This window comes from Burkholderia sp. BCC1972, assembly GCF_905339605.1.
Classification (GTDB): Bacteria; Pseudomonadota; Gammaproteobacteria; order Burkholderiales; family Burkholderiaceae; genus Burkholderia.
The window spans coordinates 83,696-98,125 of sequence record NZ_CAJPGH010000030.1 but is presented as its reverse complement, the minus strand read 5'-3'; the positions used below and the strand labels follow the sequence as shown (position 1 = coordinate 98,125).

The 14,430-nt window shown below is 57.7% G+C and carries 12 protein-coding genes and 1 pseudogene; 4 read left to right on the top strand and 9 right to left on the bottom strand.

Annotated features, from left to right (window positions below):
* The 4 genes and pseudogenes from U5798_RS31505 to U5798_RS31490 all read right to left on the bottom strand — a co-directional run.
* A pseudogene (locus tag U5798_RS31505) lies at positions 1-124 on the bottom strand (ABC transporter ATP-binding protein); the annotation flags it as partial.
* Positions 125-134: 10 nt separating this feature from the next.
* Positions 135-1,085, bottom strand: a complete 951-nt coding sequence (locus U5798_RS31500; protein ID WP_193093164.1) for a branched-chain amino acid ABC transporter permease — start codon at positions 1,083-1,085, stop codon at positions 135-137.
* A 319-nt stretch (positions 1,086-1,404) separates the two neighbouring features.
* On the bottom strand, positions 1,405-2,550 hold the full coding sequence (locus U5798_RS31495; RefSeq protein WP_322084266.1) for a branched-chain amino acid ABC transporter substrate-binding protein: 1,146 nt from the start codon (positions 2,548-2,550) through the stop codon (positions 1,405-1,407).
* A gap of 460 nt (positions 2,551-3,010) precedes the next feature.
* Positions 3,011-3,760, bottom strand: a complete 750-nt coding sequence (locus U5798_RS31490) for an IclR family transcriptional regulator (RefSeq protein WP_321819889.1) — start codon at positions 3,758-3,760, stop codon at positions 3,011-3,013.
* A 128-nt stretch (positions 3,761-3,888) separates the two neighbouring features.
* Between U5798_RS31490 and U5798_RS31485 the strand changes: the two genes are divergently transcribed.
* Together U5798_RS31485 and U5798_RS31480 are read left to right on the top strand one after the other, a co-directional pair.
* Positions 3,889-5,073: a fumarylacetoacetate hydrolase family protein gene (locus U5798_RS31485; protein WP_322084265.1), complete on the top strand. Its 1,185-nt coding sequence runs from the start codon at positions 3,889-3,891 to the stop codon at positions 5,071-5,073.
* 35 nt (positions 5,074-5,108) lie between these two features.
* Positions 5,109-6,551 carry an aldehyde dehydrogenase family protein gene (locus tag U5798_RS31480; RefSeq protein ID WP_322084264.1) on the top strand — a complete coding sequence of 481 codons (1,443 nt, stop codon included), beginning with the start codon at positions 5,109-5,111 and terminating at the stop codon, positions 6,549-6,551.
* 139 nt (positions 6,552-6,690) lie between these two features.
* Here U5798_RS31480 and U5798_RS31475 read toward each other — a convergent pair whose 3' ends face one another.
* The gene (locus U5798_RS31475; protein ID WP_319017703.1) at positions 6,691-7,137 is read right to left on the bottom strand and encodes an Lrp/AsnC family transcriptional regulator; all 447 of its coding nucleotides are present in this window, start codon (positions 7,135-7,137) and stop codon (positions 6,691-6,693) included.
* Positions 7,138-7,311: 174 nt separating this feature from the next.
* Between U5798_RS31475 and U5798_RS31470 the strand changes: the two genes are divergently transcribed.
* Together U5798_RS31470 and U5798_RS31465 are read left to right on the top strand one after the other, a co-directional pair.
* Complete coding sequence (locus U5798_RS31470; protein ID WP_193093160.1) at positions 7,312-8,106, top strand: HpcH/HpaI aldolase family protein; 795 nt, start codon at positions 7,312-7,314, stop codon at positions 8,104-8,106.
* Entirely contained in the window at positions 8,099-9,322 is a 1,224-nt protein-coding gene (locus U5798_RS31465) for a pyridoxal phosphate-dependent aminotransferase (RefSeq protein ID WP_322084263.1), read from the top strand. Before U5798_RS31470 ends, U5798_RS31465 begins: the two co-directional genes overlap by 8 nt.
* Before the next feature lie 752 nt (positions 9,323-10,074).
* Here U5798_RS31465 and U5798_RS31460 read toward each other — a convergent pair.
* From U5798_RS31460 to U5798_RS31445, 4 genes are all read right to left on the bottom strand, one after another.
* Entirely contained in the window at positions 10,075-11,022 is a 948-nt protein-coding gene (locus U5798_RS31460; protein WP_322084262.1) for a proline dehydrogenase family protein, read from the bottom strand.
* A gap of 264 nt (positions 11,023-11,286) precedes the next feature.
* Positions 11,287-12,384: a CaiB/BaiF CoA-transferase family protein gene (locus U5798_RS31455; RefSeq protein ID WP_322084261.1), complete on the bottom strand. Its 1,098-nt coding sequence runs from the start codon at positions 12,382-12,384 to the stop codon at positions 11,287-11,289.
* Positions 12,384-13,415 carry a phosphotransferase family protein gene (locus tag U5798_RS31450; RefSeq protein ID WP_322084260.1) on the bottom strand — a complete coding sequence of 344 codons (1,032 nt, stop codon included), beginning with the start codon at positions 13,413-13,415 and terminating at the stop codon, positions 12,384-12,386. Before U5798_RS31450 ends, U5798_RS31455 begins: the two co-directional genes overlap by 1 nt.
* Positions 13,412-14,428, bottom strand: a complete 1,017-nt coding sequence (locus U5798_RS31445; RefSeq protein ID WP_322084259.1) for a branched-chain amino acid ABC transporter permease — start codon at positions 14,426-14,428, stop codon at positions 13,412-13,414. Before U5798_RS31445 ends, U5798_RS31450 begins: the two co-directional genes overlap by 4 nt.
* Positions 14,429-14,430: the final 2 nt, after the last annotated feature.

Here is a 14,430-nt window from a genome sequence, read left to right as displayed (position 1 = left end):
CGCCGATGATGATCGGCGCCGCGATCACGAACGCAGCGGTCAGGATGCCGATGACGACGGTCTTCGCGGTATTGCGCTCTTCGACGAGGGTCAGCGAAGATTCAATCTGTTGGGTGGAATTCATCTAATTCTCCTTATGCGCGATCGGCCACACGCTCGCCGAGCAGACCCGACGGACGGAACACCAGCACGATGATCAGCACGACGAATGCGAACACGTCCTGGTAGTTGCTGCCGAAGAGGCCGCCCGTGAGGTTGCCGATATAGCCCGCGCCGAGCTGCTCGATCAGGCCGAGCACCATGCCCCCTACCATCGCGCCGCCGAGGTTGCCGATCCCACCAAGCACTGCCGCCGTGAATGCCTTGAGACCCGGGATGAAGCCCATGTAGAAGTGCACGTTGCCGTATTCCGACGCCACCATGACACCCGCAAGTGCCGCAAGCGCGGAGCCGATCATGAAGGTCGCCGAGATCACGAAGTTCGGGTTCACACCCATTAGGCTCGCGTTATTGGGGTTCTCCGCAATCGCGCGCATCGCGCGGCCGAGCTTGGTCTTGTGCACGAGCAGCAAGAGGCCGCCCATCACGATGAACGCCACCGCGATGATCACGATTTCGGTGACCGAGATCACGGCGCCGGGCGTCGTGTCGGTCGCCTTGATCACGTTGATCGGATCGGTCGGCAGCAATTGGGGGAACGGCAGCGGGTTGCGCGACCAGATGATCATCGCAGCCGTCTGCAGCAGGATCGACACGCCGATCGCGGTGATCAGCGGCGCGAGACGCGGCGCGCGGCGCAGCGGCCGGTACGCGACCCGCTCGATCGTGTAGCCCACGCACGCGCAGACGACCGCCGCGATGCCCAGGCCGATCGTCAGTGTCGCGACGTTGCCGAGTCCGGGGAAATGATTCTGAAGCACGGTGATCGCCGACAACGCTACCATCGCGCCGATCATTAATACGTCCGCATGGGCGAAGTTGATGATGCCGAGAATGCCGTACACCATCGTGTAACCCAACGCGATGATGGCGTACACACTACCGAGCACCAGCCCGTTGAGAATCTGCTGGACGAAGATGTCCATATAAAACTCCTTAGCTTTCGCAATCCGCCCCGCACGACGGGCCTTCATACACCGACGAGCTTTGGCGAAACATAGTGACGAAAAATCGTGGCTGACCTTCGCCACTCGGAATATGCGAAGCCGCGATGAAATGCTCCAACACTGCTCCACTTAAGGACTGACACCACGATGCAACTCTGTGCCATCGCCTATGACAAATCCATACGCATCGTGCATCAGCACGTCGTACGCGTTTCAATCCAATTCGAATGAGACTGCTTGCAGTCAGCATCGAGTGATGCCGACTGCGTCCGATAGCGCGTATAGATCCTTGTGATGTTTACTGCTTAACAGTGCTCAACAAACCCTTCTTCCCGTCGACGAACTGATACACCGAGATGCCCGTATTGTTGAGATCCCCGTTGGGCAGGAACGAAATGGGGCCGATCACACCTTTGACTTGCGTGGCAGGAAGCGCAGCGAGAACCTTAGCCGGATCCGTGGAGTTGGCGCGCTTCATCGCATCGACGATCACGTTGACCGCATCGTAGCCGAATGGTGCATACCCCTGGATCGGTTGATTGAATCGCGCTGCAAAGCGCTTTGCGAATCCGGGTCCGCCTGGCATCTTCTCGAGCGGCACGCTCGCTTCCGAACAAATCAAATTCTTGGACGCAACGCCTGTCAACGCCGCGGATTTCTCGGTGCACATCCCGTCTCCGCCAAGAATCTTAGCCCGCAACCCCAGCTGGAACGCTTGCTTCACCAACTGCGACCCCGCCGCGTCAGTACCCCCGTACATAATGACGTCAGGATTCTCGCCCTTGATCTTCGTGAGAATACCTTTGAAGTCAATGGTTTTATCTGTACTCGAATCACGAGAAATGACCTTCATTCCCAGTTGGGACGCGCCTTTTGCGAATTGATCCGCTAAGCCCTGACCGTATGCAGTCGCATCGTCGACGACAGCGACCGTCTTTGCACCGAGTTGCTTTGCAGCGAATGTAGCGAGCGCCGGCCCTTGTTGAGCGTCCGTCGCCATCAGGCGATAGGTTGTCTTGAAACCCTGCTGGGTATAGAGCGGATTGGTTGCCGCCGGCGAGATCTGTACGATACCTGCGTCGGAGTAGATTTTGGACGCAGGGATAGACGTCCCGGAAGTTTGATGCCCCACGACTGCAATAACTTTGTCGTCGGCGAGCTTCTGAGCCACTTGGGTTGCGGTTCTAGGGTCACCGCCGTCGTCTTGGGAATCGAGCACCAACACGACGTTTTTGCCGTTAATGGTCAATCCTTTGGCATTCGTCTCCTCCACCGCGAGTCGCGCACCGCTCTCAGAATCCTTTCCGAGATGCGCGAGTCCGCCCGTCAGCGCAAGTGCAGCGCCGATCTTGACTGTCTCAGTACTTGCAGCCGAAGCAAGTGACGAGGCGCCGATCGATGCCATAACCATCACCGGCACGAATGTTCTCTTCTTGGACATCATCATGATTGCATCCCAAACATGTAAGTTGATCGGTATGGTGCGCACCGACATTGTTAGCAATAGAAACCACACGTCGCAGAAGTCGTATCCGGACGAGCTGAGCACCCGAAAACCATCGAGCGCGGCGGGGAACTATAGCCAGCCAATTAATCCGTTTCGTTCCGATCTCACGGCCGTGATCAGGATTTTGTAGAACACTTGGGTGACGAACACGACATGAGCGCAATGATCATTGCGTCGGCTACTCTGGTATCGATGTAACCGCTATCCCGTCCAAGGTCGAGTCTGGCTTTATACGTTTTCGCAAGCTCGGGTTTCCACTAGGCAGATGTCGTTGAAGCATCTTCGAGTTGCAGGTTCTGGGACCACTGGAATCGAAGCGACAGAATGTTCACCGCTTTGGGCGTGTCAATTTTTCTGGCATCCCGCCCAAGAGTTGGCAAACCAACTAAATCCGAGTTCATGTAAGAACACGACCAATGCGCTGCGCCATGGTTACCACACCGACCCGTATCTGCTTCTCCAACTTAGCTGATAGCCGACCAAGTGGAGCACTACAACTCACCGCAACGCGCTTGCCCAACGGGGTGATGCCGACGAAGGCGGCGAAACACATAAGTCCGAGAACGGCTTCTTCTCGCTCGGTTGCAATCCCCGTGCGTCGGATCGCATCCAACTCGATAAGCAATTTCGATCGATGCGTTTGCGTGTGTTCCGTTAAACCTTCGAGCCTTGCTGGCAGCAAGCTAGTGACGGTCTCGTCGTCGAGTCCCGCAAGCAGCGCCTTCCCCAACGCGCAGCAATGCACAGGCAATCGCGATCCTAGGTCAGAGACAAGGCGGACCGGGCGTGGAGCGTCCTCACGTGCGATATAGACGACGTGTGCGCCGTCGAGCACGGCCAATTGCACGACTTCATTGTGCCGCAGTACAAACGCGGCGGACTCGCGTCGAAACGCAGCAAGTAGGCTATCGTGACGGACATATGCGTTCCCAAATTCGAACAGGGTCAGCCCGATGATGTAGCCGTCCACGCGCCTCTCAATCCACTTTCGACGCTCAAGCGCATCCAACAACAGGTACAGCGTACTTCGCGACATCCCCGTCATCTCGGCAAGCACTGGGGCTTTAACCGGTCGCATGGACGTCGACAGAATACTCAACACATCGTGCGCCCGCTTCAATGCAGGGACGTCATATTCGTCTTTCATATGGAGATAAGAAGGAAGCAGTCGACGTTCCATTTTATTCCAGCCTGTTGGAATCCAGGTTGCTATGTTGGACGCCTTTGACTTCCTACTCTACGATTTCCCCATCATTTTTTTATGGGACGTCGACCATGTCTGTTGCAGCTACCTATCTCCCGAGCGATCTTGACCGTTCACTCCTCATCGGACGCGTCTGGATTGAATCCCCAGAAGCCTCGGGCCCGAGCGTGGTCCTTGTGAGGGAGGGGCGTGTATTCGACATTACCCGCGTGACTCCGACGGTGTCCGACCTTCTCGAGCGGGACGATCTGGTCGAATTCGCACGCCAGGTCGACGGTGAATCCCTGGGTCACGTAAACGAGCTTATCGAGCACAGCCTCACCAGCGAGGACGATTCGAGCCAGCCGCGGCTGCTTGCTCCTTGCGATCTGCAGGCGATCAAAGCATGTGGCGTCACGTTCGCTGTGAGTCTGCTTGAGCGGGTTATTGAAGAACAGGCGGGGGGCGATCCATCAAAGGCAGTGGAGGTTAGGAATGCCATTACGAAATTCATCGGCACGGACCTCTCGAAGATACAACCGGGGTCGGAAGCATCGGTCAAACTGAAGGAAGAGCTGCAACGTCGTGGCGCCTGGTCGCAATACATGGAGGTCGGTATCGGCCCGGACGCGGAAGTATTTTCTAAATCACAGCCGATGTCTGCAGTCGGCTTCGGTTCGCAAATCGGTCTCCACCCGGCCTCGAAGTGGAACAATCCGGAACCGGAGATTGTCTTGGCAGTGAATAGCAAAGGGAAAGTCGTCGGAGCGACCCTCGGGAACGATGTAAACCTTCGCGACATCGAAGGTCGATCGGCGCTCCTTCTCGGCAAGTGCAAAGACAACAACGGATCGTGCGCTATCGGGCCCTTTATCCGACTGTTCGACGACGAGTTCACCATGAATACCATCCGGGGGACCAGTGTCTCCCTTCGTGTCGATGGCGTCGACGATGATTTCTCGCTCGAGGGCATCAGCCATATGTGTGAGATCAGCCGCGACCCGCTCGACCTCGTGTCTCAAGTATGGGGTCGCCATCACCAGTATCCGGATGGATTCATGCTTTTCCTCGGCACGATGTTCTCGCCAATCAAGGATCGGGACTCAGTAGGCGGCGGCTTTACACATCATCTCGGCGATCAGGTCACTATTAGTGCCCCGCCTCTTGGCGCTATCGTCAATACGGTTCAGCTTTCAACCGAGATCGCACCTTGGAGCTTTGGCGTGCGTGCGTTGTACGCCAATCTGGCCCAGCGGGGCCTCGTAACGGCCGCGTAAACAGGTGTATGGATCAAAGACCGAACGGACTTTACATGACTCAGTTCAACAATTTCATTGGCGGTGAATGGCTGGACGGACACGACTTCGCTCAAAACGTGAATCCGTCCAATCTTGACGACATAATCGGTGAATTTGCCCGCGCCAGCGAGGAGCAAACTGTGGCAGCTGTAGCCGCTGCGCGATCTGCGTTTCGGACGTGGTCACTCAGCACGCCTCAGCGACGATTCGATCTCCTCGACCAAGTTGGCACAACCATCCTTTCGCGCAAGGATGAACTCGGCAAGTTGCTCGCGCGCGAAGAGGGTAAAACGCTGCAGGAGGCAATTGGTGAAGTTGCCCGCGCCGGCCAAATCTTCAAATTCTTTGCCGGCGAAGCGCTCCGAATCGGCGGGGAAATTGTCCCCTCCGTGCGCCCGGGCCTGACCGTAGAAGTGACGCGGGAACCACTTGGTGTAATCGGACTGATCACCCCGTGGAATTTCCCGATTGCAATACCTGCATGGAAGATCGCACCGGCGCTCGCTTACGGCAACTGCGTCGTCATCAAACCCGCTGAACTGGTTCCAGCGAGCGTATGGGAACTGGTCAAGATCATCGCAGAAGCAGGTGCTCCAGCTGGCGTTATCAATCTCGTGATGGGTCGCGGTTCCGTGGTTGGCGAGGCGCTCGTTGGCTCACCTGACGTCGATGCTATAAGCTTCACCGGGTCCGTCTCCACCGGACAAGCGATTGCTGCGAAATGCGTTGCTACGGGAAAGAAGGTCCAGCTTGAGATGGGCGGAAAGAATCCGATGGTGGTCCTTGATGACGCTGATCTTGATGTGGCAGTTGAAGCGTGTATCAACGGGTCTTTTTACTCGACCGGGCAACGTTGCACCGCGTCAAGCCGGTTGATCGTTACGGAGGGCATCCACGATCGTTTCGTTCAAGCGATGCTGCAACGCATGAACGCCCTCAAGGTCGGCGATGCGCTGCAGTCAGCAACGCAGATCGGTCCAGTGGTCGACGCCTCGCAGCTGGCACAAGACGAACGCTATATCGCGATTGCACGCGAGGAAGGTGGTTTTGTGCATGGAGGAAACCGTGTCGACTCGTCGACTCGTGGCTTCTTCCTCGCACCCGCGCTCGTAACCAATACCACACGTGAGATGACAATCAACCGCGAAGAGGTTTTTGGTCCGGTCGCATCGGTGATCAAGGTCAAGGACTACGAAGAAGCACTTGAGGTCGCGAACGACTCGCGTTTTGGCCTATCTGCTGGTATTTGTACTACCTCACTACGGTATGCCAGTCATTTCAAACGCCATTCTCAGGCCGGTATGGTGATGGTCAACGCGGCTACGGCAGGTGTTGACTACCACGTTCCCTTTGGCGGGCGAAAAGGCTCGAGCTACGGGCCGCGAGAACAAGGAAGCTACGCGCGCGAGTTCTATACTTCCGTGAAGACGGCATATATCAGCTCGGGTGCACTGTAAGAATTCAAAGCACCGATACTTTGAGCACAAAGCCCAACGGGCCGGCTGCACAGGCAGCCGGCCCGTTGTTACGTCTTCCCTTCGAGCTGAAATACATCGGCGGCAAGGCGCAATGAGTGGACCGCTCCTCACAAGATCGTCACGCCGGCGGCGCCACCTCCGACTTAATTTCTTCGAGAACAAACGACGTGTAGACATCCTTAACATGTGGCAAGCTATTGATGTAGTCCTTAGCGTAGGCACCGAAGCTTCCGAGATCCTCTGCCACGACCAACATTTGGTAGTCAAAGCGCCCCGAGACCCGATGGCACGACAAAATTTCGGGGAGCGATCGCACGACGTTTTGAAATTCGTCCAATCGCGTGCTGTCGACCCGCTCAAGCGATACAAACACAAAGGCCTTTACCGCGTAACCCATGCGTTCCGCGCTAATTTTCGCGTGATATCCCGCGATAACTCCTGCCTCCTCAAGCTGCTTCACGCGTCGCCAGCACGGTGACGCAGTAAGTGCGACCTTATCCGCCAATTCTGCACTCGACAGTCGTGCATCGTTCTGCAGTGCACGAATGATCTTCAGATCAAGCACATCAAGCTTGACCCCCGAAGACGGTTCTCTTGCCCTCATCGTACCCCCAAAAATGTTGGAACATTCATTTCAATTATAGTCCACCGCCTGCGTAAATTTGGAAAAACTTCGCACTTTGTTAGAACTAATATTTCCTTCATCCGTTGTGGAGCCGCTAATCGAAGGAGACATCTCGTGAAAGACAATTGGAACGACCCAAGCGCTCGGACTCATCCTACGTTGCTTGGCTGCTGGCTAACACTGGCTAGTGCCGCTGCGGCCGAGGCGCTTGCACATGTCGGATTCGATTGGTTGCTCATCGACACGGAGCATGCGCCCAACGACACAAAAGACGTTGCGGAACAACTCAGAGCGATCGACGCGGCACGCGCTCACGGTGCATCGCCGGACGTCGCCGTCCGAGTCGCCTGGAACGATCCCGTTCTCGTGAAGCGGGTGATGGATTGCGGCGCGCAAACGATCTTTTTTCCAACAATCGATACAGTCGAGCAAGCAAGGCGCGCAGTGGCGTCGACGCGGTTTCCCGACGGCGCAAACGGTGGGACCCGCGGCGTAGCAGGACTAGTTCGTGGTGGAAAGTTCGGCATGGATCCGGCATACGTGCCTGCCGCAAATGCGAAAGCTTGTGCAGTGGTTCAGATCGAGTCCGTTACTGCAGTCGAAAACGTTGAAGAGATATCCCAAGTCGAAGGCGTCGATTGTCTGTTCATCGGGCCAGCTGACCTCAGTGCAAGCCTTGGGCAAATCGGAAAAGGCAGATCACCCGTGCTCCTTCAAGCAATCGACCGGGTATTGCGTGCCTGCGAGCACGCCGGCAAACCAGCCGGAATCTTTGCGGCAGACGTGGAGGAAGCCGCATTCTATCGTGGGCGAGGAATTTCGGTCATCGCACTCCACTCGGACGTGGCGTGGCTCACCCGTGGAGCTACGAGCGCCATTAAATCATTTGAGGAATTTCGCAATGCATGAAGTTGAAAGCAATACAACGTTTGCGCCTGTAGCACGTAGCGCAGTGACTGAACTTCGTTCGTCGAAGATTCGGGAAGTCGCCAACGCAGCAATGGGCAAGCCCGAGGTTCTGCCATTCTGGTTCGGTGAACCTGATGTGCCCACTTCGGCAGGAATTCGCGCCGCAGCGATCAAAAGCATCAACGATGCAGAGACACTCTACGTCCAGACGCTGGGGTTACCTGCATTGCGGGAGCAATTGGCACAGTATGTTAGTGATCTTCACTCGACAAGATCTGTTGAGAACATCGCTGTGACGAGCGGTGGCGTAACGTCGTTGATGATTGCCGTGCAATCGATTGTCGGCTATGGCGACACTGTCGTGGCGGTGACGCCGATTTGGCCTAATCTCGTCGAGATGCCGAAGGTTCTAGGCGCATCTGTTACGAACGTGAGCCTCGAGTTCAGCGAGCAAGGGTGGCAGCTCGATATGAACAAACTGATCGACGCGCTGCGTCCAGGCACAAAGGCACTGCTGATCAATTCGCCGAACAATCCGACCGGATGGGTGATGTCGCGCCAGGAACGTGAGCTGGTGCTCAACCATTGTCGGAAGCATGGTATCTGGATTATCTCCGACGACGTCTATGAGCGCTATTACTTCGAAGGGAAAGTCGCGCCCACGTTCCTCGATTTCGCACACCAGGAAGATCGAGTTATCAGCTGCAACTCATTCTCAAAGACATGGAGAATGACCGGGTGGCGTGCGGGCTGGATTGTTATGCCCCACCAGATGCTTGCGGATATCGGGAAGCTGATCGAATACAACAGCACCTGCGCCCCCGCATTTGTGCAACGAGGCGCAATTCATGCGCTCGTGCACGGCGAAGACGAAATCAAGAGTGATGTCGAACGCCTGAAGCGAGCCCGCGATCGGCTTGCTGCCGGACTCGCAGCGATTCCCGGCGTGTTGTCGGCGCCCCCAGCGAGCGGTGCTATGTACACGTTCTTCAAAGTCGAGGGGCTGCAGGACAGCCTCACCTTCGCCAAAGAACTCGTGTCGAGGGGCAAACTCGGACTCGCGCCCGGTATCGCGTTTGGTCCCGAAGGGGAAGGATTCCTCCGCTGGTGCTTCGCAAGTAGCGACGAGCGGTTGGACGAGGGCATCGCTCGCCTAAAGGACTACCTCGCACGATACGGGGTGGCTGGTACGGCCTCGATCACCACCGCGGCGTAATCTCCCCACCAGTTATCAATTGTGATTAAACCGACAGAGGGCTTTACGAATATGCTCGTTAGCCCATGTCGGCATCATAGCCTGCGCGATGTTACCGCTGACGATGCATTGAAAAAATCGATCGAGCTATTGCACAGTGGGGGAATGGATTATCCGTGAAATTCGCCTAAAGGCCCCTAAGAGTTTGGCACTAAAATCGCCTTTTCTCGTATTCGTGACGTCGCTTTCTCTGACAGTCTCGACGTTAGGCTCATGTTCCCTTCTTTTCGGGATAGTATGTCTGCCGCGCTGGCGAATCGTTGTAGCGTTGTTGACACTATTCGCATACGCCGGCGTCGTACTAGTGTCGCATCTATGGCTTACACGGCAGAAGCACTCAGAGCGGACGGAACCAACTTCATGACTTGGCTCCGAGGTCCTTGTGTCCCTGAGCTTGAATGGAGCGGAGCGTGCGGACATTGTTAAACATGCTCGATATCGACTCGTCCCTTCGCTTAACGTCATCGTGACGATTAAGGCGTGCTTCGGGGCTGTCGCCTACTGTGACATGGGCAAGCTGCCCCCCGTTACTATCTTCACGCCCCGATAATCGGGGCGTGAAGATAGTAACGGGGGGCGATATTGAGCTGATTGGCCAGATCGGCGCGCTGCAGGCCGTGACAATCCTTGCCCACCTGCACGACCGTCTTCTGCTCGACCAGTGTGGAACGCGATTGACCGTTCAGTTTGAGAAGCGACGTTCACCGCACGAATCATTGACGCACCGATCGTCGGTTGTGTTCGACACGCGCCGGGTTGAGAAACAGGGATCCAATCCCACGCCAGATGGCGTCAGGGTGCTCGTTGAGAATTCGATTGCTGTAGCCATTCCGATTCTTGCCAAATGGCACGTAGACTCGCACACGAAATCCCATTTGCCTTAGCCTGCCCCGCACCTCTTCACGCATGCCAAGCGCCACCTGGAACTCGAAGCGACCTCGCTCGACGCCGCGTCGCAAACTACGCGCGACAACTTGATCGATCAAATTTTCGTCGTGGGTCGCAATCGTGACGAACAGATCCGCTTCGAAGCAACGCTCAACATGATGCAAAAAATATGATGAAAGCTCGTCCCGACTGCCAACCGTACCCGCAACAAGGCGGACGGGAGTTTCCTGGTGCATTACGTTGTTTATTCCTGCGGCGGACCGTTGCCTCGCAAAGGAAGCGAGGACGGAATACGTGTGAGGAACGCCTGCACGCAATGCGAAGCTTACATTTCGGTACTTACCCGGCCATTGCTCCGTGGCATCGAGTCCCCCGTGAGCAAGCCGTACGTCTTCCATGTCGATCCGTACGACGACGTTACCGCGGCCTGCCCATGCGATGATGGATTCAACCCGCTCTATCGATCTGCATTCTTTTTCCGTTGCACCGAGACCTGACACCTTGATCGCGGCTTCCGCGTCCAGATTATTTCGCTCGATAGCGTCGATCAAATCCATGTAGGGTTCGGCCATCGTGCGAGCCTCATCCCCCCGCAGCGGGGCATCACCAAGGTAGTCCAGCGTCGCGGAAAAACCTTCGGCATTAAGCAAACGAACACACCTGACCGCATCCTCAAGGGTCTCACCCGCAAAGAGGCAACGCGACATTCCAGCCACGACTAGATCGGGCAGGAGTTGGCGCATACACGCAGCAATCGTGCTGAGGAAATGCATCGCGCTCATCCAATGACTACGGCATAAATCGGCGCCGGACCACCGATCTGGTAGAACGGCTGCAGCGATATCATATGCATCGCACGGCTGATTCCACTCGGCCAACACATCAGACCGGTCGACCACGTTAAACAGTCGCACTCCAGAACCGTTTATAAAAAACCGCCTCTCAAAAAGACGAGAGGCGAAAGGCACCGCAAGGAACGGAAATCAAGAGATCCCTATCTCACCATCGCCGTCTGGCCGCTTCATGCACTGCATCGGTCACGTCGCACCCGGAGACGCGTCGACGCTCCAGGTTGCTAATGCCTCCTGTATCGACATGGAGCGTGTCGGCTGAGGTACCGCGTTGGCGGACCTCGAGAAGCGCGGCGCCGGTGCCGGCTGTGCCACACCTTCCACGGTCAGATAGGTCTCCCGGGCAACGTTGTGAGGATGCTGCAACGCTTCATCCCAATCCAGCACCGGCGCAAAGCAGGCATCGGTGCCCTCGAGAAGGTCACACCATTCTTGTCGAGTACGCGTCCGGAACACGTTTGCCAGCCGCAGCTTCAACAGCGGCCATCGTGCGACATCGAGTTGCTCGTCGAACAACGGATCATCGAGTCCGCATAGTTCGCGCAATTCTGCGTAGAACTGCGGCTCGATCGCACCGATCGCGATGAACTTGCCGTCGGCACATGCATACGTGTCATAGAAATGAGCGCCCCCGTCGAGCAGGTTTTCACCGCGCTGGTTACCCCATTGCCCCATGGCCCTGAGTCCATACAGGAAAGCTGACAACAGAGCCGTACCATCCGTCATCGCCGCGTCGACGACCTGACCGTGACCCGAGTTCTTCGCCTCCAGCAATGCCGCCAGCAGGCCGACGGCCAACAGCATGCCCCCGCCACCGAAATCTCCGACGTAATTCAACGGCGGCGGCGGCGCCTCGTCGGGCCGGCCAATCGCGTTCAACGCACCGGAGATGGCGATGTAATTGATGTCATGCCCCGCGGCCTGCGACAGCGGCCCGTGTTGCCCCCATCCCGTCATTCGGCCGTAGACCAGCCGCGGGTTGGCCTCGAGGCAGTCTTGCGGCCCCAGGCCCAACCGCTCCATCACGCCGGGCCGGAATCCCTCGATCAGGCAATCGGCCGCACCGATCAACGACATGACCTGTTCTCGCGCGCCATCGGCACGCAGGTCCAGTTGCACCGTGCGTCGGTTGCGGGTCGTCACGTCACGCGCGTCAGGTGACTGGCCTGGCCGTGCGATGCGCACCACGTCGGCACCCAGGTCGCCCAATACCATCGCGCAGAAAGGGCCCGGGCCGATTCCCGCGAATTCCACGACCTTCAATCCTGCCAGCGGTCCGGCCATCATTGTTCTCCCTTATCGATCGCAATCAATTCCACCGCGTAACGCGCAAAGCGAGACGACAGGCGACCGACCGCCACGGCGTCGTCGCCGACGGCATTTCCAGCCTTCGCTCGTGCCGTGATTCCCTCGAGGATTACGGCAAAGCGGAAAAGCGAAAACGCGTGATGGAAGGGGCGAACCGCGTCCCCTCGGCCGCTGGCGGCCAAGTATGCTGCGAGGTATTCCTGCTGAGCGGGCAGTTGCAAAGCGTGCAGATCGAGGCCCTTGACGCCTTCGAACACGTCGGGCTCCGTCAGCCACGGCAAGCTGCTGTACGCGGCGTCCGCCAACGGATGGCCCAGTGTCGAGAGTTCCCAGTCCAGCACCGCGATCACGCGCGGCTCGGTCGGGTGAAACATCACGTTGCCGAGGCGGAAGTCGCCATGCGCAATCGTCGTTTCGTCGCCCGGCGGAATATGGCTCGGCAGCCATTCGATCAGGCGTTCGATATCCGGATTGTCCTGGGTCCTGGACGCCTGCCACTGGCGAGTCCACCGATCGATTTGACGCGCGAAGAAGTTGCCCGGCTTTCCGTAGTCAGCCAAACCGACGCCGGCCCAATCGACTGCGTGCAGTTGAGCCAGCGTCTCGGCCAGCGCGAACAGATAGCTGCGCCGCTGTTCCGGGTCAATCTCGGGCATCGCGTAGTTGCTCATGACTCGACCTTCAAGACGCTCCATCACATAAAACGGCGTCCCGATGATTTCCCGATCGTCGCAATACAAGAGTGCATGAGGTACCGGTACGTCTGTCTTGTGCAACGCGCGCAGGATACGAAACTCCCGGTCGACCGCGTGCGCCGACTTCAGCAGTTCCCCCGGCGGCTGCTTGCGCAGAACCAGGCGCGGGCCCTTTTCGAACGTGACGAAGAACGTCGGATTGGACTGACCGCCGCCGATGCGTTGCAGCGCCATCCGACCACGCAGCTCCGGCATGCGGGTCCGCAGATAGTCGGCGAGGACAACCGGATCGAACTCGGGTTCGTGGCTCATGCTTGGCCTCCGTCTTGTCGCTGCAGTCGCGAACGTACGCGTGTGATCAGGCCCATCACCCCGCCCGGTAGAACGAAAACGAAGAGGATCAATACCAGCCCGTAAATTCCCCAGGCCGCATCCTTGGAAATCGTCTCGGCAACGCTTGGCACGAACATGATGAAGGCGGCACCGAACAGCGCGCCCCAAAGCGTGCCGATGCCGCCGACGACCACGCCGACCAGCAGCGAGATCGACAGGAACATCGTGAACGAATCCGGTGAAACGAATTGAACGGCCAGCGCAGACAGCCCCCCGCCGATGCCGGTAAATGCAGCGGATACGCCGAACGTCATGGATTTGTAGTGCCGGTTGTCGATGCCCATGGACTCGGCGGCGAGCTCGTGATCGCGGATGGCACGCAGTGCACGGCCCGTGCCGCTGTCGATCATGTTCCGGGCCAGGACGAAGACCACCACCGCCACGACCAGCGCGAAAAGGTACAGATACTGATCGGAATCGAGCGGCAGACCGAACGGCGCATCCGGCTTGGTCAACACGATCCCGCCGACGCCGCCGGTCCACGGTTCCAGATACTTGTACTTCAGCAGCTGCGGCGTCACCACACCGAGCGCGAAGGTCGCGAGCGCCAGATAAAGGCCCTGCAGCTTCAGCGCCGGTCGACCGAACAGGTACCCGACCAGCAGGCACACCAGGCCGGCGGCAGGAATGCACAGCCAGTAAGGAATCGATGCCTTGTCCATCAGAATGGCAACGGTGTACGCACCGATCGCATAGAAGGCGCCGTGTCCCAGCGAGATCTGGCCGTTGTAACCGGTCAGCATGTTCAGTCCGACCAGTGCGACGGCATACGAAAGCACCATGGTGATCTGGAACAGGACATACCCATGAGCGGCGAACATCGGGACGATCGCGAGCGCCAGCAGAACCAGACTTCGCGGCAAGCGGGCGCGCTGGCTGCGCGCAGGTCCAGAAAAGGGAGCGGGATGAGAGGTCATGGACTTCGAATTCATGG